This is a genomic window from Rhodoferax sp. ZS1R8, from assembly GCF_056521325.1.
This window is the reverse complement of record NZ_JBWMBA010000001.1, coordinates 899,346-920,709: the sequence shown is the minus strand read 5'-3', so window position 1 is coordinate 920,709 and position 21,364 is coordinate 899,346. Positions and strand designations below refer to the sequence as shown.

19 protein-coding genes are annotated in these 21,364 nt (G+C 60.6%); 8 read left to right on the top strand and 11 right to left on the bottom strand.

Translation table 11 applies throughout. The features are described 5' to 3' along the window. Window positions 1-683 precede the first annotated feature (683 nt). Both AC097P_RS04365 and AC097P_RS04360 read right to left on the bottom strand, forming a co-directional pair. Window positions 684-3,968, bottom strand: a complete 3,285-nt coding sequence (locus AC097P_RS04365) for a response regulator (RefSeq protein ID WP_479609133.1) — start codon at window positions 3,966-3,968, stop codon at window positions 684-686. 25 nt (window positions 3,969-3,993) lie between these two features. Further along, window positions 3,994-5,214: a lanthionine synthetase C family protein gene (locus AC097P_RS04360; protein ID WP_479609132.1), complete on the bottom strand. Its 1,221-nt coding sequence runs from the start codon at window positions 5,212-5,214 to the stop codon at window positions 3,994-3,996. A gap of 154 nt (window positions 5,215-5,368) precedes the next feature. On the opposite strand from AC097P_RS04360, the gene AC097P_RS04355 reads away from it, so the two are divergent. Then, entirely contained in the window at window positions 5,369-6,946 is a 1,578-nt protein-coding gene (locus AC097P_RS04355) for an alkaline phosphatase D family protein (RefSeq protein ID WP_479609131.1), read from the top strand. A 354-nt stretch (window positions 6,947-7,300) separates the two neighbouring features. Here AC097P_RS04355 and AC097P_RS04350 read toward each other — a convergent pair whose 3' ends face one another. Both AC097P_RS04350 and gntA read right to left on the bottom strand, forming a co-directional pair. Continuing rightward, the gene (locus tag AC097P_RS04350; protein WP_479609130.1) at window positions 7,301-7,915 is read right to left on the bottom strand and encodes a DUF1989 domain-containing protein; all 615 of its coding nucleotides are present in this window, start codon (window positions 7,913-7,915) and stop codon (window positions 7,301-7,303) included. Beyond that, window positions 7,905-8,603, bottom strand: a complete 699-nt coding sequence (gntA, locus tag AC097P_RS04345) for a guanitoxin biosynthesis heme-dependent pre-guanitoxin N-hydroxylase GntA (RefSeq protein WP_479609129.1) — start codon at window positions 8,601-8,603, stop codon at window positions 7,905-7,907. Before gntA ends, AC097P_RS04350 begins: the two co-directional genes overlap by 11 nt. A gap of 269 nt (window positions 8,604-8,872) precedes the next feature. Between gntA and AC097P_RS04340 the strand changes: the two genes are divergently transcribed. Then, window positions 8,873-9,337: a hypothetical protein gene (locus tag AC097P_RS04340; protein ID WP_479609128.1), complete on the top strand. Its 465-nt coding sequence runs from the start codon at window positions 8,873-8,875 to the stop codon at window positions 9,335-9,337. Window positions 9,338-9,394: 57 nt separating this feature from the next. Here AC097P_RS04340 and AC097P_RS04335 read toward each other — a convergent pair whose 3' ends face one another. From AC097P_RS04335 to AC097P_RS04310, 6 genes are all read right to left on the bottom strand, one after another. After that, window positions 9,395-10,225: a YiiX/YebB-like N1pC/P60 family cysteine hydrolase gene (locus AC097P_RS04335; RefSeq protein WP_479609127.1), complete on the bottom strand. Its 831-nt coding sequence runs from the start codon at window positions 10,223-10,225 to the stop codon at window positions 9,395-9,397. 80 nt (window positions 10,226-10,305) lie between these two features. Next, window positions 10,306-11,679 (bottom strand): chromate efflux transporter, encoded by a 1,374-nt coding sequence (gene chrA / locus AC097P_RS04330; RefSeq protein ID WP_479609126.1) that lies wholly within the window; start codon window positions 11,677-11,679, stop codon window positions 10,306-10,308. Continuing rightward, entirely contained in the window at window positions 11,676-12,575 is a 900-nt protein-coding gene (locus AC097P_RS04325) for a chromate resistance protein ChrB domain-containing protein (protein WP_479609125.1), read from the bottom strand. The genes chrA and AC097P_RS04325 overlap by 4 nt, the downstream gene beginning before the upstream one ends. 136 nt (window positions 12,576-12,711) lie before the next feature. Then, window positions 12,712-13,299, bottom strand: coding sequence for a methionine biosynthesis protein MetW (gene metW / locus AC097P_RS04320; RefSeq protein WP_479609124.1), 588 nt, complete (start codon window positions 13,297-13,299; stop codon window positions 12,712-12,714). Further along, window positions 13,296-14,459 (bottom strand): homoserine O-succinyltransferase MetX, encoded by a 1,164-nt coding sequence (gene metX, locus AC097P_RS04315; protein ID WP_479609123.1) that lies wholly within the window; start codon window positions 14,457-14,459, stop codon window positions 13,296-13,298. Before metX ends, metW begins: the two co-directional genes overlap by 4 nt. Window positions 14,460-14,582: 123 nt before the next feature. Continuing rightward, window positions 14,583-15,146 carry a TMEM165/GDT1 family protein gene (locus tag AC097P_RS04310; RefSeq protein ID WP_479609122.1) on the bottom strand — a complete coding sequence of 188 codons (564 nt, stop codon included), beginning with the start codon at window positions 15,144-15,146 and terminating at the stop codon, window positions 14,583-14,585. A gap of 165 nt (window positions 15,147-15,311) precedes the next feature. Here AC097P_RS04310 and AC097P_RS04305 point away from each other — a divergent pair, with 165 nt between their 5' ends. The 5 genes from AC097P_RS04305 (at window position 15,312) to AC097P_RS04285 (ending at window position 19,410) form a co-directional block, all read left to right on the top strand. Further along, window positions 15,312-16,514 carry an ammonium transporter gene (locus tag AC097P_RS04305; protein WP_479609121.1) on the top strand — a complete coding sequence of 401 codons (1,203 nt, stop codon included), beginning with the start codon at window positions 15,312-15,314 and terminating at the stop codon, window positions 16,512-16,514. A gap of 212 nt (window positions 16,515-16,726) precedes the next feature. Further along, on the top strand, window positions 16,727-17,287 hold the full coding sequence (locus tag AC097P_RS04300; RefSeq protein WP_479609120.1) for a cytochrome b: 561 nt from the start codon (window positions 16,727-16,729) through the stop codon (window positions 17,285-17,287). A 59-nt stretch (window positions 17,288-17,346) separates the two neighbouring features. Then, window positions 17,347-17,928: a YceI family protein gene (locus AC097P_RS04295; RefSeq protein ID WP_479609119.1), complete on the top strand. Its 582-nt coding sequence runs from the start codon at window positions 17,347-17,349 to the stop codon at window positions 17,926-17,928. A 74-nt stretch (window positions 17,929-18,002) separates the two neighbouring features. Next, entirely contained in the window at window positions 18,003-18,578 is a 576-nt protein-coding gene (locus AC097P_RS04290; protein WP_479609118.1) for a YceI family protein, read from the top strand. 112 nt (window positions 18,579-18,690) lie between these two features. Further along, window positions 18,691-19,410: a DUF1223 domain-containing protein gene (locus AC097P_RS04285; RefSeq protein WP_479609117.1), complete on the top strand. Its 720-nt coding sequence runs from the start codon at window positions 18,691-18,693 to the stop codon at window positions 19,408-19,410. Window positions 19,411-19,465: 55 nt separating this feature from the next. On the opposite strand, the gene AC097P_RS04280 is transcribed toward AC097P_RS04285, so the two are convergent. Then, the gene (locus tag AC097P_RS04280; protein ID WP_479609116.1) at window positions 19,466-20,035 is read right to left on the bottom strand and encodes a hypothetical protein; all 570 of its coding nucleotides are present in this window, start codon (window positions 20,033-20,035) and stop codon (window positions 19,466-19,468) included. Between the two features lie 224 nt (window positions 20,036-20,259). Here AC097P_RS04280 and AC097P_RS04275 point away from each other — a divergent pair, with 224 nt between their 5' ends. Continuing rightward, complete coding sequence (locus tag AC097P_RS04275; RefSeq protein WP_479609115.1) at window positions 20,260-21,339, top strand: ribonuclease T2 family protein; 1,080 nt, start codon at window positions 20,260-20,262, stop codon at window positions 21,337-21,339. Window positions 21,340-21,364: the final 25 nt, after the last annotated feature.

Here is a 21,364-nt window from a genome sequence, read left to right as displayed (position 1 = left end):
AAAACAGCAATTGCTATCTTTATGGCAGCAGACAGCAAGCGGAAGATCAGTCTGAGCGTAGCCACCACCTGCGCTAGTCCGCACTAACACTCCCAACAAAAACCAAAACGTCGGTGGGAGCCCAAATGTGCCCAGGCCATGATCGATAGCCGCGAAGCCAAGGAACGCCTTCAATGACGCGAAGGTAGAAGCCTTTGGGCACATCTTCATCTTCTGAGATAGGTTGCGACGCGACGGTCACTGAGCCGGGTGGGGCACAGTTCTGGGAGGGTGGTTGACCCAGGAGTCCTTCCTCTTGGTCAACAAAGGCAAGGCGCAAGTGAGGACCGAGTTCCAACGGGCAAAGAGAGTATCCCCGCGCAAGCGCACGCGAACAGATTTCATCGAAGACTCCTCCTTGGCTAAGTCCAAGCGCAGCGACCGAGATTGGCACTATTGACAGAAAGCGCGGTTCGACACTGGTCTGAAAGCCGTCATGCGAAAACAGTTGAGTAGCGAGGGGGTTGAGTTGAACACCTTTACTGCAAAGCTGGCTGAGCAAGTCTGGCTTGCCCACCCCGCCGACCTGCACTGTGCGTGTGGACTCAAAAGGGAAAGATGGCATCGCGAGAAAGTGGGCTGTGCCGCCGGACGGGTAGAAGTGTGGGCGAACGATGGACCCAAAAGATAGCCATACCGCTTGCCTACACCCGGCTTAAAACTGCAACCGCTTGCTGCAGTGCGTCCTGTGCCACCGCAATACAGGCTTCCAGCCCCGGAATCCCGTCCCGCACAGGTTCCATACTGCCCTGGGTGGTACACGCTTGTTCCAGCCCACCCAGTACGCTGGCCAGGCGATCCAGCCCCAGGGTGGCGGCATTGCCCTTGAAACTGTGCAACAACAGCTTGACGCCTTTCATATCGCTGCCAGCAATAGCTTTGCCCAGGTCTGTCGGTAGCGTGGTCAGCATCCCTTGAAACTGTTCGGCCACTTTCACATACACATCCTGCATGTCACCCAAGCGTGCCAAGGCCGTGGGCAGGTCAATGTCTGGCGTACGCAATGTCTGCGCGCTTGGCTGCCCCGGGAATGGTTGCAGCAGCGCGGGTTGCACCCCGTCAGTCTGGTCTGCTGCCGTGAGCCGCAGCAGCAGCGGGACCAGGTGCGCCATCTCAAAAGGTTTGCCGACGTGCTCATCCATACCGGCGCGCAGGCAGGCCTCGCGGTCGGAGGCCATGGCGTTGGCCGTCAGGCCAATGATGGGCAGCGTGGTCAGGCCCAGTTCCTGCCGGATGAGCTGGGTTGCGGCGTAGCCATCCATCACTGGCATTTGTATGTCCATCAGCACCGCATCAAACTGCACCGTGGCCGACACAATGGCCTGCACGCCCTGCCGGCCGTCAGACGCGATAGCCACCAGCGCACCTTCAAAACCCAGCAGCTCTTCGGCAACCTGCTGGTTGATGGCGTTGTCATCCACAACCAGAATGCGCATGCCCGCCAGTTGGCGCTTGCTGCTACGAGATGGTGAAGGCCGCGCGGACCCCGTTGGCGCGGTCAGGGTTCGCGACGCGGCCATCAGCATCGCTGCCGTCACGGGCTTGACCAAAAACCCGCTCAGCTGTTCTTGCTCTTGTGGCGTGCGCTGCGACAGATGGTCCCGGCCGTTATCTGACAGCATGACAAACCGGGGTGATGGCCCCACCATCGTGCCGCACAGTGCTTGCAACTGTTGCAAGCACTCCCAGCCATCCAGCTGCGACATCTGCCAATCGATGAACACGCAGTGGTAGGGAAAAGCACCGCCCTTGTTGGCGCTTGCGCGTACCTTATCGAGTGCAAGTTGCCCGCTGTAGGCGATGTCCACGGTCCAGCCACAGGCACGCAGCATGTTGGCACTCAGCTCAGCAGCCCTGGCGTTGTCGTCAACGACCAGCACGTTTTGCGGTGCTACTTGCAAGACGGGGGCAGCGTCGGCTGACACGCGCGGCAGGCTCAGCGTGAAACTGAAGCGGCTTCCAACGCCTAATTCGCTGCACAGCACCAGGCTGCCACCCATCAACTCGACAATGCGCTTGCTGATGGCCAGCCCCAGCCCGCTGCCGCCGAAGCGCCGCGTCGTTGTGGATTCGGCCTGTGAAAATTCCATGAAGATGCGGGCGTGGTTTTCGGGGGCGATGCCGATGCCGGAATCCTCAACCCAAAATTCAAGCAGCAGCTGGTCCGCAGTGTCCGCAGCGCTGGCATCGGCCAGCCGCAAGCCCACTACCACCTGCCCGGCGGCGGTGAACTTGACTCCATTGCCGCCCAGGTTGATCAGCACCTGTTGCAGCCGCAGCGCGTCGCCGACCAGCTGCGGGGGAACGCGCGGGTCTATGTCGTACAGCACTTCAATATTTTTGCCGCCAACATTCGCAGAGAGCACCACCGATAGATCGCGCAGCAGCTGCTCCACCTCGAAGGGTTGGGGGTCGAGCTCCATCTTGCGCGAATCGATCTTGGCGAGATCCAGAATGTCGTTGAGCAGGCTCAGCAGCGACTTGGCTGCACCTTCGGTTTTGTTCAGGTAGTCAAACTGGTTGGCATTGAGCGGGGTGTTACCCAGCAGGGTAAGCATGCCCAAGATGGCGTTCATCGGCGTGCGGATCTCATGGCTCATGTTGGCCAGGAATTCGCCCTTGGCGATGGCTGCATCTTCGGCAGCGCGCATTGCATTCGTCAGCTTGCGTTCGTGGGCCTTTTGTTCGGATATGTCTTCTATGATGGACCAGATATAAGGCTCCCCATCTGCCCCCCGTATCAACATGCCGTTGAGCCGCACGGGGATGGTGTGCCCGAGTTTGTGGATATACTCTTTCTCATACGGGCCGTAGGTGCCCCGCGCGCGCAAGCTCTCCAGCTGGGCTTCTTCCTGTTCCGCGTAGTGCTGTGGTGTCATGTCCCTATAACGCATGTCTTTCAGCTCATCTTTGGGGTAGCCAAACAGCCGGCAAAAAGCGGTGTTCACCTCAAAGAACTGGCCGTCCATGCTGTTGCGGACCATGCCCAGCGGGGACAGGTCAAACAGCCCTTGGAACTTGACCTGGCTAGACAGCAGTTCGTGTTGTGCGCGGTGGCTTGCTGTGACATCGCGAAAGCTCCAGACACGTCCCACCACTTGCGTGCCCACCGAATTGGGCTGGGAGTAGCGCTCTATGATGCGGCCGTCCTTAAAGCGCAGCGTGTCGAAACTGGTGCCATCTGGATTCGCATAAATCTCGCCCACCCCACGGCGAAAGCCCTCCGGATCCTCGACCATGCGCATAACCGATGCAAGCATGGCCGCGTCATCGCGCGTGGCGATGAGCTCTGGGGCCACACCCCACATGTCAATGAAACGCTGGTTACAACTTTCGGTCTGACCCGCCAGATCCACAACCAGCAATGCGTCGGACGTGGCCTCGAAAATTGAACGCTGCAGTGCCGCGCCCCGGTGCATTCCCTTGACCAGTTCGGGCACTGGAATCAGAAGCAGCCAACACGCGCCAGCAGCAATAAGCCAACCCTTCAATGGCACACCGGCAAAGTAAGGCGGCGGCGCTAAACCGTAGCGGCCCAGCATGATGAAGACAAACCACGCCAGAAAATACGAACCTGCAAACACCATACCCGCCCGTGGCGAGACCACAACACCAACCATCAGCGCTACCGCCAATGTGATGGCTGCACCATTGGTGGACAGGCCTGCGTAGAGCAGGCCAACCATCGTGAGCCATATAAAACCAGAAAAGAAGAGCAGCGACTTCTCAGGGTAGCCCCGGCGGCTGAAGTACCAGGCAGTAAAAATGCCGCTCAACAAAAACAGCAGGCACAGTGCGGCCGCCATTTTTCTGACAAAGACAAATGGCACCCCTACCACCAACAGCAGCAGGCTGAATACCGTGAACACCATGTAGAAGCGATCCACGATGCGGATCTCTGGCCTTTTGTCGGCGATGCTCAGGTTCATGGGTTCCCCTCTCGGGCGTCAAAGCTCAATCGATGATATCCAGCGCAGGCATGCCGTCCTTGCCTGTGATGCAATGCCACAGGTACACAGCCACGCCCAGGTCACCGGTCCACAGGTTGTAGCGGCCCCTGCCATATTGCGCGTGCATGGTATTGCGCTGCGCAATGGCATGCACCGCGAATGACCGGGCGCGGGCTAGCCACAGTGCGTCGCCGGTACGCTTGTAGAGCTTCAGGAAGGCATAGCCATTGCCCGCCGTACCGTGGCACAGACCAGCGCCCTTGGAAAGCGGGCCTGCGGCCCACACCGCCTCACCCCCAGCCAGCAGCATGGCGTCCATGTCGGCCGATTGCTGCTGCGGATAATCGGCCGCCAGCGCGGTAATCACGCCGGGTGCACCATGGCACCACTGCATCAGTTGGTGGGTGCGACCAGGGCGGGGGGTGCCAATACCCTGCGGCCAATTGGCTTGGTCATTTTCAAACCGACCCGTCCGTTGCAGGGTCTGCACGGTGCGGGTGTACAGCGCGTCGCGCCGGGCGTGGTCCAGCAGCGCCGCACCGCGCAGCAGCGGGTACACGTTGCCGACAAAGCCATGGCCCGCACCCAGTAGCTGCACGATGTTGCCGTACAAGTCTTGTGTCCAAAGGTAGAAGTCTTTGTCGGGTACCGGCAACCAAGTGTTCCACACATGCTCGATGTTCTCGACAAACAGGGCACTCCAGCGCGCATCACCTGTGTGCTCCCACATGTGCCAAGCCGCCACCATGGTGCCGGGCGCGGCCCACAGTGCCTCGTTCGTCGGGTTGGAAATGTTCTGCTGGATGGATGCGTAGAGCCGATCCGCGGCCTCAACCGATCCGGTCAGCCGCCAGTGCACCAGTTCGATACCCACCTCGCCCAAGAAGTAGGACGGCACGACTTCGCCAGTGTCGGGCGCGCTGCGGTAGGCACGCGCTGCCTGGGCAATGGCATGCTGCGTGTCCAGCTGGCAATCAACAACCCCCTCGCGCTGCAGGTACCACAGCGCCCAGATGACACCCGCGCTGCCGAGGTAAAGGCTGTGGAATCGGGTGTCCGGTGGGGGATCGCCACCGTCAAGGTCCAGCGCGTGCACCGGCCAGTGGCCCTGGGGCAGGCGAGCCTGCTCCGCATCGCGCACGATGGCCTGGATCGTCCGCTGGGCTTGCGCCGGGTCCCATTCGGTAGAGCCTAGCGCTTCGTGTCGCTCGGTTTCAAACAGCATGCGTGGCGCCTCTCAAGGATGGTTGTGCAGCCGTGCAAGAGTAGCACGCAGCCGTAGAGCCGGCGGCGCCCCGCGATGGATGCGTCACGCCATTGACATCTGCGTTTTCAAAAATCCGGGTTTGCCATACACACCACACTGGAGAGCTTTAGCCATGGACCGTCGTGATTTCCTTGCCACCACCACCGCTGCCGGCTTGCTGGGCAGCGCCGCCGCACGGGCGGCCACGCCGCTGATCACGCCGGACGCGCTGCGCCCGCAGATGGCACACGGCGTACAAAGCGGCGACCCGCTGGCTGACGGGGCCATCATCTGGACCCGCAGCGACCGGCCCGCGCGCATGTGGCTGGACTGGTCCACCACGGCCAGTATGGCCAACGCCACCCGCGTGCGCGGCCCCTACCTGCTGGAGGACAGCGACTACACCGGCCGCCTGGACCTGCGGGAACTGCCCGCAGGGCAGGAAATTTTTTACCGGGTGGTGCTGCAAGACCTGCACAACGAGCGGGTGCTGTCTGAAGCCTTGCCCGGCCACTTGCGCCTGCCCGCCGCGCTGGGCAAAGCCACACGGGATGTGCGCTTTGCGTGGAGTGGAGACACCGCTGGCCAAGGCTGGGGCATCAACGAGGCGTGGGGCGGCATGAAGATCTACGAACAAATCCGCCAGGTGCGCCCCGACTTCTTTTTGCACAGTGGCGACACGATTTATGCCGATGGCCCGATCACCGCCCAGGTCAAGCTGGCCGATGGCACCCTGTGGAACAACGTGGTCACCGAAGAGGTCAGCAAGGTCGCCGAAACCATCAACGAGTTCCGCGGCCGTTACCGCTACAACCTGATGGACGCCAATGTGCGCCGGATGGCGGCGCAGGTGCCGCAGATCTGGCAGTGGGACGACCACGAGGTCTGCAACAACTGGTCCGACTCCAAAGACCTGCGTGACGACAAGCGCTACACAGAGAAGAACATTCCACTACTCACAGCCCGGGCCAGCAAGGCCTTTATGGAATACGCGCCGCTGCGCCGCACGGGCGGCGACATCGAGAGCCAGCGTGTCTACCGCCACCTGCCCCAGGGCCCGCTGCTGGATCTGTTTGTGCTGGACATGCGCAGCTACCGCGGCCCCAACAGCCACAACCTGCAAACCTCCGAGAACGACGAGAGCGCCTTCATGGGCCGCCCGCAGATCGCCTGGCTGCTGGAAGGCCTGAAACGCTCCAAAGCCACATGGAAGGTTATTGCCGCGGACATGCCGATTGGCCTGCACGTGGCCGACGGCAAGGATGCCCAAGGCCGCGACAAGTGGGAAGCCATTGCCAATGGCGAAGACGGCGCACCGCTGGGCCGTGAGATCGAAATTGCGCGGCTATTGCAGGGCATCAAGAAGGCCGACATCCAGAACGTGGTGTGGCTGACCGCCGACGTGCACTACACGGCCGCGCATTACTTTGACCCGAACAAAGCCAAGTTCAGCGACTTTGCGCCGTTCTGGCAATTTGTCTCCGGCCCGCTGAACGCCGGTGGCTTTGGACCCAACAAGGTCGACGCTACGTTCGGCATGCAAGTCATGTACCAGAAGGCCCCTACCGAAGTAAATGCACCGCCGACCAACGGCATGCAGTTCTTCGGCCAGGTAGACATAGATGCCAAGTCCAAAGCTATGACGGTAACGCTGAAAGACATTGCCGGTGCCGCGCTGTACTCCAAGACGCTGGCACCGCAACACGTCTAACGATTAGAATTTGCTATAAAAGTAGTAGCTGCTTACGCACACTTGGCGAGGGCTCCAGTCCGATTCGGCAATACGCATGGCGAATGCACTTGCTGACACATCGCATCAGGAGCGAGGCCGCATCATGTGCGAGTACATTTTCGCCCAGCATCCTCCACAGCGCCATTTGCCGGCAGAGATCTCAATACCACCCTGGGTGGGCTTTACAGCATGGCATTTACCTGTACACAGGCGGTAGTGGTTTGAAGTGTTCGAGTTCATCTGATTTCTTGGTACCTGAAAATAAAGCCTTAGACAAGAGAGAGAGAGAGGCAATCAAGATATTGGGCAGGCGCAACGGGATGCGCCTGGAGATCACACCGTTACCTCCGCCGTTCGAAGAATGGAATAGTCGATTGGCTTGAAGGTGCCGTTATTCGATTGCTCGGCGGAACATGCCGTCAAACCGCAAACCAAATCCATCTCCGCCCGCAGTTCAATGAAGTCACCTGGCCGTGATGTGGGTGGCAGCACCCGCACGACGCCGTCCGGATCAACAGTCACATTCATAAAAATGTTGAAAGTTGTCGAGATATGCTGTGGCTGAACACCGTGTGGCGCAAACGCGGTACTCAGATTTTCGAAGCAGCTCGGATGGTGGCCCTGGCAGTGGTGGAGCTTTTCAAACATCTCCTGGCTGCACGGCGTCAACAGGAAATCATGTCTACCTACGCTGTCAGCCACGATGGTGAACATGGCTCGGCTGTCATTGGCATACAGGATGTCTCCACAGCTGAGATAGATTTTTCCGGCGTAGTCGATACTGCGGCCGGATGAGAGGCTACAAGCCAGATCGCCGTCGCGGAACGCGAAGAGGTCAGCTACTTGCTCGCCCAGCGGATCGTATATCCGCAGCAAGTCACCCTTGCGCAGCTTGAACGCCGTGCCGCTTTGCGGCGCAATGCGTGATTTTGCGTGCTCAGGCTGCATTTCGACCCCCCGGTCTAAACGGGCATTGCCACTGATTTTCGACGGAGCGCCCCGAATATTGCCGGGCTTCTGAGGCTTCACCAAAACTCTTGAGTACCGGGTTCGCATTGCCTTGCAGGGAAACGTCACGCAAGCGAATGGCGCGTTGCATTTTCTCGAACTTTCCGCTGGCCCGCAGCAGTTCGAACTGGTCATGAAAATTGAATGCAAGACAGGGCACCGGTGCGCGACGCGCGATGCGCGAAGAACGCGGGTGAAGACCCACAATGAAAAATGCCCTGCCTGCAATGCTGAACGAAAACTCCGGTGATTCAGGATCATCGCTGACACCCGGTGCCCAATCGAAGGTGTGGCTGTCGACGCCATGCAGGAGTTGCAAGTGGCGCCAAAGCCGGCGCTCAAAGTCCTCCTCATCGCGCACGTCGTCGTCAAACAGCGCCATATACGTGACAGGTACTTCGCCTGGATCAGAATAAGCCTCTGAGAACTCCATCAAGCTGTCGCACATCGCTTGCAAACGCGTAGGCTCATCGCTGCCCAAGGACCCAAAGCTGCCGAACATAGCGCGGTGCGAATTGACGGCAGAGCGCGCACCCACACAAGGAAAGCTTGCACCCAACACATAGGCTTTCACGCGCTCCAACACAACGGGGTCAACGGAAACAAGGCTTGGCGATGAGGTGTGCATGTCTAGGATTGCAGAACGCTTTGGCTTTAGAGGTACTCACAGGCCACAGGGCCTGCGCAAATTAAATTTATCCTTTCACGTCACTGTGATCTGTGTAGTAGCAGACATAGCGCACACAAGCCTTGTCGGCGATGCAGGCTGGGTATTGAAATACGGTACCCAACATGTCTGCAGCCAATACCCGCTTACATTGCCGATGCTGTACGCGCCAACACCGTCCAAGAATGCACCCACAAGCATGTGCTTGGGCCTTGAGGAAATGTATGGGAATGACACGATCCAGTGTGGGTACGCAACGCCGTGTTGCGATGGCTTTAGGGATGGCCGCAGCTGTGGCCGCACTGTCGGGATGCTATGTGGTGCCGGTCAGCCAGTACCCGTCGCACTATCCGGCAACAACACAGATGGTGGTGCCCATGACGCCGCCTGCGCCGGTCACGTTCGCAGCAAGGCTGTATCCGTCCAACGATCTGGCCACCACATACGGCATGGTCAATGCCATCGTCACCAGCGACCTCAATGGTCGCGGCGCCTTCAACAGCACGATCAATGGCGAGTCGTTTGTCGGTGAGTCCACGCGGCGCGGTGGTGCATCGCGTGACGGTATCGCCAACGGTACAGGCAACCGCGGTAGCTATATCAACTGCGTCTACACAATGAACTCTGCCACGCTGGGCACCGGGAGCTGCACCTTGAACAACGGCGCACGCTTCTCGATGCACGTAGGGCAATAGGCTGTAGCCCCGGCGCTCCGCCGCTGCGCGGGCCGCTGCCCCCCGAGGGGGTGTGTTTCACCTTGGGGACGGCCCGGCATTGAAACCGGCGACCTCGACGTCGGTAGTTGTTGGACCGGCCTTCAGGTGGCCCACATAGTGCAAGGCCTGTTCAATGCGCACCGAGGGAACATCGCCCTCGCGCATGTGCAGCAGGTCGGCCGGGCTGACCAACAGCGGGTCGGCGGTGGTCAGCGGCAGCTTGGCCTCTTGGTAGGCTGCCAGTACAAACTGCGAACAGAAGAAGCGGTCGTTGCGTGCCACGCCGAGCTGGATTGCGGCCAGCCCGCGGATACAGGCATCACGCACAAGGCTGGGGACCAACGGCAATTCGCAGTACTGGCGCTGCAGCGTAAATGGCGCCTGCAGCACGATACCGACCACGTTGTACTTCTTGCCGGCATGCGCCTGGGCAAAGCTGCGCATGGTTTCGGCATGCTCAGCGCGCACACCAGGGTGGCGGAAGGCGACGATCGTGGATTCATCTGCGATGAAGTCCGCAATTTTGCGGGTGCGTATGCCGGAGCCCACGGCCTCGGCGATATCGTCATTGCCCAGGTACAAAGCCGCGTGGCTGACTGGCGAGATGGTCAGCAGACGTATGCCCATTGAGGTGACGCCATTGGTCGACGACAAAATGATGTCCCCGGGTTGCAGCGCGGCCGACGTGACGTGCCGGCCGCCATTGGCCGGCGTCAGCAGCAGGCGGTTCTGCACCTGAAAGGCCGGCGTGCCCGATGCGGGGTCGGTGCCGATGCCAGTGGCGCAGGCACCCAGCAGACTTAGCATGGCGCCCAGCCCCACTATGCATAGCGTGCGCAGCCAGCGGTTGGCCAAAGAAAGGGGCATCGTAGGGTGCATGGGGTGTGCTTCGCGCAAGGGTTAATGTGCCAGTGTAGACCTGGGGGCGGTCGACCCTATTGAGCCATTCAGGCCCACCCGGCCCAGCGGGCCGCCAGCCCTGCCAGCGCACAAGCCGCAATGACCGGAATCACACCGATCTTGTACCGCAACAGCGCCACCGCGGCTAGCGCAGTCAGCACCGATGCCACGACATCCAACCTGGTAACGAATGCACCGCTAGCCCCCGTCCTGATTGCAATATGCGCTATGAAAAATAGAGCAAGACTGGCGATGACACCGACCACCGCCGCGGTGATCGCGGTCAGCGGTGCGGTCAGGTGCAGCTTGCCATGCGTGGACTCCACCAGCGGACCTCCGGCCAGGATAAACAGAAACGACGGCAGAAAGGTGAACCACGTCACCACCGTGGCAGCCAGCGCAGCGCCCAGGAATTGCGCGTCGGGCCCCAGTACTTCCTTGGTCCAGCCGCCCACAAAGCCGACAAAGGCCACGACCATGATCAGCGGCCCGGGCGTGGTCTCCCCCAGTGCCAGGCCGTCGATCATCTGCGCGCCGGTCAGCCAGCCAAACTGCTCCACGGCGCCCTGGTAGACGTAGGGCAGCACGGCGTAGGCACCGCCGAATGTCAGCAACGCGGCCTTGGTGAAGAACCAGGCCATCTGCGCCACCGCGCCATCCCAACCCTGCCATGCCACCAGCACGCCCATGGGCAGTAGCCACAGCGCGGCGGCCGCTGCGAGCACGGCAGCCAGTCGCGAGGGCTTGAAACGGGCATGGGGCGGCGTCGGCGTGTGGTCGCCAATCACCCAGTCAGCCTGGCCGGCGGCGAGTGCCTGCGCCTTGGCCGCTCCATGGCCACCCGCGCCCGAAAACTGCGCTGGCGCCCAGCGTGCGCCCAGCCAACCGATCAGCGCAGCCCCGAACACGATCCATGGAAAAGGCACGTCGAATGCGTAGATAGCCACAAAGCTACTGGCCGCAATGGCCCACAGCACAGGTGCTGTCGTCGGCTTTTTCAGGGTCTTGCTGCCGATGCGGTGCACCGCCTGCAACACGATAGCGGCCACCGCGGGCTTGATGCCATACAGCAGGCCAGCCACCCACGATACGCTGCCAAAGGCCACGTAGACCCAGCTCAGGCCAATCAAGATGAATAGCGAGGGCAGCACAAACAACCCGCCCGCCACCACGCCGCCCCAGGTGCGGTGCATCAGCCAGCCGATGTAGGTAGCCAGCTGCTGGGCCTCAGGGCCAGGCAGCAGCATGCAGTAGTTCAGCGCGTGCAGAAAACGCGACTCCGAGATCCAACGCTTCTGCTCCACCAGCTCACGGTGCATGACTGCAATCTGCCCAGCCGGGCCGCCAAAGCTTATGAAGCCCAGCTTCAGCCAAAAGCGCAGCGCTTCGGAGAAAGACACGGTGGTCTGTGGTGCGCTCATTCAGGGGCTCCAGTAGTCATGTGGGTGGGTTTCCAGTTGTGGGTTTCGTCTTGCGCCGCTACCCGGTCACGGCACCATGCATACAGCGCGTCATACAGCGGCATGGCTGCTTCCAGCATGGCGTGGTCATCGGCCGCATGCAGGCGTGACAAGCCCAAGGAAAGCGCCAGTAGACCAGCCGATTGCGGCGCCAGTTCCAGGTGATCGGTATCCGCGCCGCGCACGATGGTGGCCAGGAGGTCCAGCGCGGCGTCGTGCAAATCAAAACCCTTCAACAAAGCACCAAAACTGCAGAGCGCACCGACGTGGGACACCAGCGCGCCGGGTATGTCATAGGCCACGGCACCCAGTTGCTGGGCCTGCGACAACACTTCACTGACTGGCACATAGAAAAACTCGGCCCGCGTGTCAATGAAGCGGCGCACCAGCCACGGGCAGGCGATGCGGTCGATCTTGGGCCGCTCTCGCGTTATCCAGCGCGAGGGCTGCTCACCCGTCACGCCCCAGTCGGGGCGCTTGGCGAACGTCAGCGGCGGGTTCGCACGCCACTGGGCCATGGCTTGCACATCGTCCACGCCCTCTTGGCCGCCCTCGATACCGCCGGCTACGGCATGGGCACGCCAGCCTGCGGCCTGCAGCGCCGTGGCAGCCTCTTCGCTCACGTTGTGTCCATACACGCAATAGACCACGACCTCGCCGGCAGGCCGAGCAGCAGCCAGCGCCGCCACGTCTTCAGGTGCACAGCGCTGCGCTCCTGCCAGCAAGCGCGGGCTCTCGTCAAAGCGTGCCTGGCGGCGCACGTCCAGCACCAGCGGTGCGCCGGCACGGCCCAGGCGAGCATTGAATGCCTGGGGGGAAATCGGGGGGGGAAAAATAGACGGATTTTGGGTGTCCACGGATAACTCCTGTTGCGTTACCAGCCATTGGATGGGACACCATCTTGGGGCCCTGTGGGGCCCGACACCGGGGAGCTGAAACCCCGATGGGCGGACTTTACCACGGGCTTTCCGGCCGCATCAGTCCAAGCTGAGGCTAGCGCGGTAGCGTCAACTTGTAGACCGAAGTGCCTGCCCGCAGATTGGGCATGAAGCGCACTGTCTGGCTGTTCTGCAGACCAAAACTGTCCTGCACCTGCAGGCCATTGCGGGCGGCCAGCAGGGCCAAGTCGGCGTGGGTGCCCACGCGAATATTGGGCGTGTCGTACCACTGGTAGGGCAGACGCTTGGTGACCGGCATACGGCCTTTCAAAATGCTCAGGCGGTTGGGCCAGTGCGCAAAATTGGGGAAGGCCACGATGCCCACACGGCCGACGCGTACGGTCTCACGCAGCATGACCTCCGCATTGCGCAGGTGTTGCAACGTGTCGATCTGCAGCACCACGTCAAACGACGCATCACCAAAGATGGCCAGGCCCTCGTCCAGGTTCAACTGGATGACATTCACACCGCGCTGGACGCAGGCCAGCACATTGGCGTCGTCTATCTCGACGCCATAGCCGGTGCAGCCGCGCGTTTGCTGCAGATGGGCCAGCATGGCACCGTCGCCACAACCCAGGTCAAGTACACGCGAGCCCTCGGGGACAAGTTGGCTCAGCGCGTGCATGGTATTCATATCCGTCATGCTGTTGCTCCCTTCGCAACGCTCTCAAAATAGGAGCGCACCACGCCCATATAGCGAGGGTCATCGAGCAGAAAGGCATCGTGTCCATGGGGCGCATCAATCTCGGCGTAGCTGACGTCACGCTGGTTGTCCAACAAGGCTTTGACGATCTCGCGGCTGCGTTTGGGGCTGAAGCGCCAGTCGGTTGTGAAACTGACCAACAGGAATTTGCAGGTGGCCTTGGCTAATGCCTTGCTCAGGTCGCCACCGTAGGCACTGGCCGGGTCGAAATAGTCCAGCGCGCGGGTGATCAGCAAGTAGGTGTTGGCGTCAAAGTATTCAGCGAATTTGTCGCCTTGGTAGCGCAGGTAACTCTCGATCTGAAACTCGACATCCTGCGTGCTGTATTTGTACGAGCCCGTGCCCAAAACCGCGTCCCGGAGTTGACGACCAAACTTCTCATTCATGACGTCGTCACTGAGGTAAGTGATATGGCCAATCATGCGGGCAATCCGCAGGCCGCGCTTGGGCACGGTGCCGTGTTCGTAGAAGTGGCCACCGTGGAAGTCGGGGTCGGTGACGATCGCACGGCGCGCCACCTCATTGAAGGCGATGTTCTCGGCGGTCAGGTTGGGTGCACTGGCCACGACGACGGCGTGGCGCACGCGGTCGGGGTACTGCAGTGTCCAGCTCAGGGCTTGCATGCCGCCCAGGCTGCCACCCATGACTGCGGCCAGCACATCGATGCCCAACGCGTCCATCAACCGAGCCTGCGCGTTGACCCAGTCTTCCACCGTCACGACTGGAAAATCTGCACCGTAGACCTTGCCGCTTGCGGCGGGCGCATCCGGGTTGGCGTGCATGGGCCCGGTGGTGCCGAAGCAAGAGCCCAAATTGTTGACGCCAATGACGAAGAAGCGGTTGGTGTCCACCGGCTTGCCGGGGCCGATCATGTTGTCCCACCAACCTTCGGAGTTGGCCTGGCCCGCGTAGCTGCCGGCCACATGGTGCGAGGCGTTCAGCGCGTGGCAGACCAGCACAGCGTTGCTGCGCTCGGCGTTCAGCGTGCCATAGGTCTCGTAGCTGAGTGCATAGTCCCGCAGCGACGCCCCGCTTTTCAGCGGCAAGGTATCGGCGAAGTGCTGCGACTGCGGTGTCGCGATCAAAGGCGTAGAAGACAAACCAGACCCCAACAATAAAAAACCCGACCATGCTAAAAACAAGGCCGGGTGCTGTGGTGTCTCGGTCCGTCTTTAGCTGTATTTATTAAGCGCCCGCAAGCTGGAGCAAATTGGCGCTGGAGTTCAGTATAGCAAGGGCCACAGCGCGGCCACGCCCAGCGCGGCAAAGACCAGCGCCGACACGGTGTGGACGATGCGTATCGGCACCAATTTGGTCAGCTTCTCCCCAAACCAGACGACCGGCGCATTGGCCAGCATCATGCCCAGCGTGCTGCCCACTACCACCCAATAGGGGTTGTATTTCGCGGCCAGCATCACCGTGGCGATCTGGGTCTTGTCGCCCATTTCGGCCAGGAAGAAAACCAGCACCGTGGTGCCAAAGACGCCAAAGCGCTGGGTGTCGTCGCTGGCCAGATCGTCGACCTTGTCCGGGATAAGCATCCACACCGCCAGCGCAATGAAGGACACACCCAATACCCAGCGCAACACATCCGGGCCCAATAGCGTAGTCACCCAGGCACCAGCGGCGCCAGCCAACGCGTGGTTGGCAATGGTAGCCACCAGAATGCCGGCGACGATGGGCCAGGGCTTGCGAAAACGTGCGGCCAGCAGCAAGGCCAGCAACTGGGTTTTGTCGCCCATTTCCGCCAAGGCAACGATGCCTGTCGATACCCAAAAAGCTTCCACAACCAAGGCCTCCGGGCCAAACCATTCCGGCCCATGCCGATTCTAGACAGCCTCGTCGGGTCAAAATCACCCCAACTTGGCGCATTTATTGCTTACATTTGGTGCGTGGCTTGTTGCTCGACAGAAGACGCACCAATTTAAAGATATTTTCACCAAAGGGTTCACATGGAAGCACTAAAACAGGGCGCGGATGCCTTGTTCATCCTACTGGGCGGCATCATGGTCCTGGCCATGCACGCCGGTTTCGCGTTTCTGGAGCTCGGCACCGTCCGCCGCAAAAACCAGGTCAATGCGCTGGTCAAAATCCTGGTGGATTTCTCGGTGTCCACCGTTGTCTATTTTGTGGTGGGCTATGCGGTGGCCTACGGCACCAGCTTCTTCGTCGGCGCCGAGGTATTGGCCGCGAAAAACGGCTACGAGCTGGTCAAGTTCTTCTTTTTGTTGACCTTTGCCGCGGCCATACCGGCCATCATCTCCGGTGGCATTGCCGAACGCGCGCGCTTTTGGCCGCAACTGATTGCAACGGCGGTCATTGTCGGGTTCGTCTACCCTTTCTTCGAAGGCATCGCATGGAACCAGCATTTCGGCGTGCAGGCGTGGATCAAGTCTCTGACCGGTGCCGAGTTTCATGACTTTGCTGGTAGTGTGGTCGTGCATGCGGTTGGGGGATGGATCGCGTTGCCAGCCGTCATCCTGCTCGGGGCTCGCAGCAACCGTTACCGCAAAGATGGCGCCATCTCCGCCCATCCTCCGTCAAGTATTCCGTTTTTGGCGTTAGGTGCGTGGATTTTGACGGTTGGATGGTTTGGATTTAATGTCATGAGCGCCCAGACGCTGGACAAGATTTCAGGTCTGGTCGCCGTCAATTCGCTGATGGCCATGGTGGGCGGCACACTGGCCGCGCTAGTAGCGGGCAAGAACGACCCCGGCTTTGTGCACAACGGCCCGCTGGCTGGCTTGGTGGCCGTGTGTGCGGGCTCCGATCTGATGCACCCGTTGGGCGCACTGGTTGTAGGCGCCGTGGCGGGCACGGTCTTCGTCGTGATGTTCACGCTGACGCAGAACCGCTGGAAGATCGACGACGTGCTGGGTGTGTGGCCGCTGCACGGCCTGTGCGGCACCTTGGGTGGCGTGGCCGCCGGTATCTTTGGCAGCACCGCGTTCGGCGGCTTGGGTGGCGTGAGCCTGGGTGCGCAGCTGATCGGCACGGCCATCGGCGTGGTCTGGGCTGTGTTGGGTGGCACGGTGGTGTACGGGCTGCTGAAAGCCACGATGGGCCTGCGACTGAGCCAGGAAGAGGAGTACGACGGAGCCGACCTGTCCATCCACAACATCAGCGCATCGCCGGAGCGCGAGGCCAATTGGTAGCAAACCAAAACCCCTCAGCAAAGCCCGACCCCAGGTCGGGTTTTTTACGGCTGCAAGGGCTTGCAGTCCCAACCGTGGCTCCCGCTCACTTCAAATTAGTTGAACCATTGCGACAAGTAATTTGAACTTTTTTCGATGGTCGGCCTCCTAAACTTTCCTTCACGGCATGCACTTCGGTGCGTGGCGCACAAAAACCCAAGCACACCGTTACCATGAATACTGCAACCGCAACCCGCCGCTACACCGGTTTTGCCATTGGCCTGCACTGGCTGCTGGCTCTGGCTTTGGTTGGTATTTTCTCGGTGGGTCTGTACATGTCCGGTCTGCCGTTTTCACCCCAGCGCCTGAAGCTGTACAACTGGCACAAGTGGGCCGGCGTCACCATCCTGATCCTGTCCGCCGTGCGCCTGCTGTGGCGCCTGACGCACAAGCCGCCAACGCTGCCGCAGTCCGTAACACTGGGCATGCCGGGCTGGCAAGTGACGGCTTATCACGCCACCCATGTGCTGATGTACGCGCTGTTCTTCACCGTGCCGCTGGTAGGTTGGGCCTACAGCTCGGCCGCGGGATTCCCCGTTGTGCTGTTTGGCGTGCTGCCGCTGCCAGACCTTGTATCCGCCAGCAAGCCACTGGCAGAGATGATCAAGCCCTGGCACCAGATTTCTGCCTATGCTTTGGCCGGCCTCGTACTGCTGCATGTGGCCGCAGCGCTAAAGCACCACTTTATCGACAAGGACGGGCTATTGCTGCGCATGATGCCCGGCAAGCGCTGACCACCCGACAGCCTTGGCGCCCTTCTTTCACACCACCCATCACCACCGGAACCCACACCATGACGCAAACCTTTTCCCCACTAGCCCGCGCCGCCAGCTTGATCCTGCTGGCTGCGCTGACCAGCCTGTCCGCCCAAGCCCAGCAAAAGCTGCTGCCCGCACAAAGCGAAGTTGGCTTCGTCATCAAGCAGATGGGCGTACCGGTGGAAGGCCACTTCAAGAAATTCGACGCCCAAATCACGCTGGATCCGGCCAAGCCCGAGACCGGCAAAATCACTTTCACGGTCGATATTGCCAGCGCCACGATGGGTTCACCCGAGACCGATGCCGAGCTGCCCAAGGGTACTTGGTTCAACACCGCCAAGTTCCCACAGGCCACGTTTCAGTCCACCAGCATCAAAGGTCTGGGGGGCGGCAAGTTTGAAGTGACCGGCAAGCTGGCAATCAAGGGCAACACGCGCGATGCCGTCGTGCCGGTGACCCTGGCGCAAAGCGGCGCTACGACCACCGCCACCGGCGTGGTGGGCATCAAACGCCTGGCCTTCAAGATCGGCGAAAACGAGTGGGCAGATACGTCCATGGTGGCTGACGACGTGCAGGTCAAGTTCAAGCTGGCGCTGTCCGGCGTGGCCAAGCTCTGATTTCTTTGTCTCTGATTTGCTTTTTCTGATTTCCTTTTTCTCTCAACCCTGTTTTTTAAACGGAGCACTTTCCCATGCGTAAATCCCTTCTTGGTTTGGCCATTGCAACCACCCTGTTGTCCGCCGCGGCTCATGCCGAAATGTCCACTTACACACTCGAGCCGACGCACACCTTTGCATCGTTTGAGATTGGCCACTTTGGCACCTCTACCAACAAAGGCCGTTTTGACAAGAAGGAAGGCTCTGTACAACTGGACCGTGCTGCCAAGACCGGCAAGGTCGAAGTGACCATTGATGCAACATCCATCAACACCGGCACCCCTGCGTTTGACAAGCACCTGCAAGGCACAGACCTGTTCGACGCCGCCAAGTACCCAACGATCAAATTTGTGGGTGACAAGTTCACGTTCAATGGCGACAAAGTCACTGAAATCGCCGGCACTCTGACACTGCTGGGCAAGACACAGCCCGTCACGCTGAAGGCCACACAGTTCAACTGCTACCAAAGCCCAATGCTGAAGCGCGAAGTCTGCGGTGGTGACTTTGAAACCACAATCGACCGGACCGCCTTTGGCATGAATTACGGCGTGGATTGGGGCTTCCCCAAAAATGTGCGTCTGATCGTCCAGGCCGAAGGCGTCAAGCAATAAATCGCTGTAAGAAGGCGCGCAGCGGAGCGACCAACAAGGCAGAACCACCCCTTGTTGAAAAAGCTCCGCCATGCCATCTTCGTATCGTCTTCTCGCGTATCTTTGTCCGACCATGCTGGTAGCCGTTGCGCTACCCGGCATGGCGGCAGCGCCACCGCGTTGCGAGGTGCAATCCGGCCCGCAGCGCACACCAGTGATCGAACTCTTTACATCTGAAGGCTGCAGCTCCTGCCCGCCAGCCGATCAGTGGCTATCTTCGTTAAAAGGCGCGCCCGTTGTGGCCCAGGCCTTCCACGTCGGTTACTGGGACTACATCGGCTGGGTCGACCGCTTTGCCACGGCAGCCAACACCGCACGCCAACGGGAGCTGGCCAGTGCCAACCGCTTGAACAGCATTTACACGCCGCAGCTGGTGCGCGATGGGCGCGACTGGCCAGACTGGCGCAGCGCACGCCCCCAGCAGGCCGGCCAATGGACGGCATCCACAGGATTGCCACGCGCAGCCATCACGTTACAGCAGGTGGAGGGGGTGGACCAGTTCTCGGCCCGCGTCACGCCGGGCGATGGCGTTGCCCAGTGGAGCGCCTATTGGACCGTGACCGAACACGGCCATAACTCCCGCATAAAGGCGGGCGAAAACAAAGGCGAGTTTTTGCAGCACGACTTTGTAGTGCGCCAGTACACGCCAGTGGGGCGGTACCAGGGCGCACATACGCTTGGCTTTGTGGCCGTACCGGCCACGGCTGCGCACGCGCGGCAGATCAACCTGGTGGTGCAGGACGCAAAAACGGGGGAACCGCTACAAGCGGTTTCCCTACAGTGCGGGAGCTAGTGTCCCTTTGGGGGGACGTATTTAACCTCGGGGTGCCCCGGTGGTAACACTTCTATCAGGCGAAAACGTTGAGCTTGGCGGCGATCTGCTGCAGGCCTTTGAGCGTATTCCAATGCCCCGCGGGCTGGGCTGGCGCAGAGGAGGCCACTTCGGTAGCGCGAGCCTTTTGGCGGTCGTGTTCGTCGCTGTATTCACGCATCGCCGATACGGCTAGTGCCACGAAATCACCTTGCTTATCTTGCTGAGCGGGATACGGTTGGGCGACCAGCACGCCGTCCTTGTTCAGTTCGAGCCGGGTCACGTTGCCGGCGTTACGGTCCACCGCCAACTGGTGCTCGCGGGCCATGGTGTCGGCATCGCTGCGCGCCACCGCTTTGCGGGCGTTGGTGTAGACGCCGGGGTCAGGGTTGTGCGCAACGTCGCCATCGGGCCACTGGATGTTCAGCACCACACCGTCGGGGCGGGCGGCCGCGCGCGCAGCCGCCGCAGGGGCGGGCGTGCCCACGTGGGGCTTGGCCAGCCCGCGCGCAGCACCACCAGTCGCAACGGACGCTGGATCGGCATCCTTGCCAGCGGTGTTGGCGTCGCGCGGGAAGAGTAAGTGGTTGTAGCGTTCGATTTGCATGGCGTATCCCCTATCTGTCAGTGGATGCACCAAGTATGCGGAGCACTCCAAACACACAAGCCGGAAATAAAGCCCGATAAACCGGGTATTTCGGGGTCAACCCTGGAAAGTTTTTGAGCCGCCTGTCGCACGTATGCTGATCTAGTTGAATGGGTCGTCGTGCAGAACACCTTCGTCGCGGTAGGATGCGTCCCCAGCAAACCACGTAACGATCGGGCAAGGACATGACGGGAATCGGAATCGCTTCTGAAGGGAGAAAAATGTTCAAATCAAGACTCAGCGCCCTGATTGGGGCACTCGCTTTCCGCGCCCACCTCAGAATGGACCGAGCAGGTCTTGTGTTGGCACTGCTCGTACTGTCGCCCTTGGCTGCGCCATTCGCTTGGGCAAGTGAAGCGGCCCATGGCCAGTTCCGCCCGTCGCGTGCATGCGAGGCCTACCTTTCCTTTTCCAAAGGCACCAACCCGGGCCTTGTAAAGGTAGTTCCGGGGGCAGACTATGAGATTCGCGAGGTCAATACACGCGAGGCGCGTTGGCTGCGCATTCAGATCCCGGACGTCACCGAGCCACTGCGCTGGGTGGCTGCAGAGTGTGGCGTAACGAGCGGTCTTTCCTTTGGCACCCGGTCGACAATAGGAGACAGTTCCTGCCGCCAACCAGGCAAGCACGACAGCTACGTGCTGGCGGTGACTTGGCAGCCTGGATTCTGCGAACACTTCAAGTACAACGGGACGAAGCCCGAATGCGACAACATGGCCGACCGTCGCTTGCAGGTCACAAATCTGACACTGCACGGGCTTTGGCCCAACCGCAAACAATGCGGCACACGGTACGCCGATTGCGGTAGCACTCCGCTTTCCCTCTCCGAAGACACGGTTGCCTATATTGCGCCTTGGATGCCGAACTTTTTCTTTGAAAGAACTTTCGGGAGCTATGAGTGGAAGAAACATGGCACATGCCAATCCACGATGGACGCCGACACCTATTTCCGTCGGGCGGTGAACGCTGTGCGGACGGTCAACGACTCCACGCTGGGCCAATACGTTCGCGCCAACGTCGGCGGCAGAATTTCTCGTGCGGAGCTTTTGAAGCGTGTTGAGGAAGCGACAGGGCTTGCCCGCCCGCAAGACCATGTTGGGCTGCTGTGCGCGGGCGAGTACCTACAAGAAATCCGCATCCGTCTGCCACTGGACTTTCACGAAGGTGCCGGCCTGCGCGAGCTGATAGGGACACCGACTAGCGCAGAAACCCTGGGTTCTTCATGCCCCGAGGACATCCGCATCGAGGCCAGCGGAAAGAACTGACATCGCTTGTCGCCGACGGCCAGGT

Excerpts from the sequence above, each read along its gene's own strand:
- metW (WP_479609124.1), bottom strand. The coding sequence starts at position 13,299 with ATGACGGATATGAATACCATGCACGCGCTGAGCCAACTTGTCCCCGAG.
- AC097P_RS04355 (WP_479609131.1), top strand. The coding sequence starts at position 5,369 with ATGGACCGTCGTGATTTCCTTGCCACCACCACCGCTGCCGGCTTGCTG.
- AC097P_RS04280 (WP_479609116.1), bottom strand. The coding sequence starts at position 20,035 with ATGCAAATCGAACGCTACAACCACTTACTCTTCCCGCGCGACGCCAAC.
- AC097P_RS04360 (WP_479609132.1), bottom strand. The coding sequence starts at position 5,214 with ATGCTGTTTGAAACCGAGCGACACGAAGCGCTAGGCTCTACCGAATGG.
- AC097P_RS04365 (WP_479609133.1), bottom strand. The coding sequence starts at position 3,968 with ATGAACCTGAGCATCGCCGACAAAAGGCCAGAGATCCGCATCGTGGAT.
- AC097P_RS04305 (WP_479609121.1), top strand. The coding sequence starts at position 15,312 with ATGGAAGCACTAAAACAGGGCGCGGATGCCTTGTTCATCCTACTGGGC.
- AC097P_RS04275 (WP_479609115.1), top strand. The coding sequence starts at position 20,260 with ATGACGGGAATCGGAATCGCTTCTGAAGGGAGAAAAATGTTCAAATCA.
- gntA (WP_479609129.1), bottom strand. The coding sequence starts at position 8,603 with ATGCACACCTCATCGCCAAGCCTTGTTTCCGTTGACCCCGTTGTGTTG.
- AC097P_RS04350 (WP_479609130.1), bottom strand. The coding sequence starts at position 7,915 with ATGCAGCCTGAGCACGCAAAATCACGCATTGCGCCGCAAAGCGGCACG.
- AC097P_RS04290 (WP_479609118.1), top strand. The coding sequence starts at position 18,003 with ATGCGTAAATCCCTTCTTGGTTTGGCCATTGCAACCACCCTGTTGTCC.
- AC097P_RS04335 (WP_479609127.1), bottom strand. The coding sequence starts at position 10,225 with ATGCCCCTTTCTTTGGCCAACCGCTGGCTGCGCACGCTATGCATAGTG.
- AC097P_RS04300 (WP_479609120.1), top strand. The coding sequence starts at position 16,727 with ATGAATACTGCAACCGCAACCCGCCGCTACACCGGTTTTGCCATTGGC.
- AC097P_RS04285 (WP_479609117.1), top strand. The coding sequence starts at position 18,691 with ATGCTGGTAGCCGTTGCGCTACCCGGCATGGCGGCAGCGCCACCGCGT.
- AC097P_RS04340 (WP_479609128.1), top strand. The coding sequence starts at position 8,873 with ATGACACGATCCAGTGTGGGTACGCAACGCCGTGTTGCGATGGCTTTA.
- AC097P_RS04295 (WP_479609119.1), top strand. The coding sequence starts at position 17,347 with ATGACGCAAACCTTTTCCCCACTAGCCCGCGCCGCCAGCTTGATCCTG.
- chrA (WP_479609126.1), bottom strand. The coding sequence starts at position 11,679 with ATGAGCGCACCACAGACCACCGTGTCTTTCTCCGAAGCGCTGCGCTTT.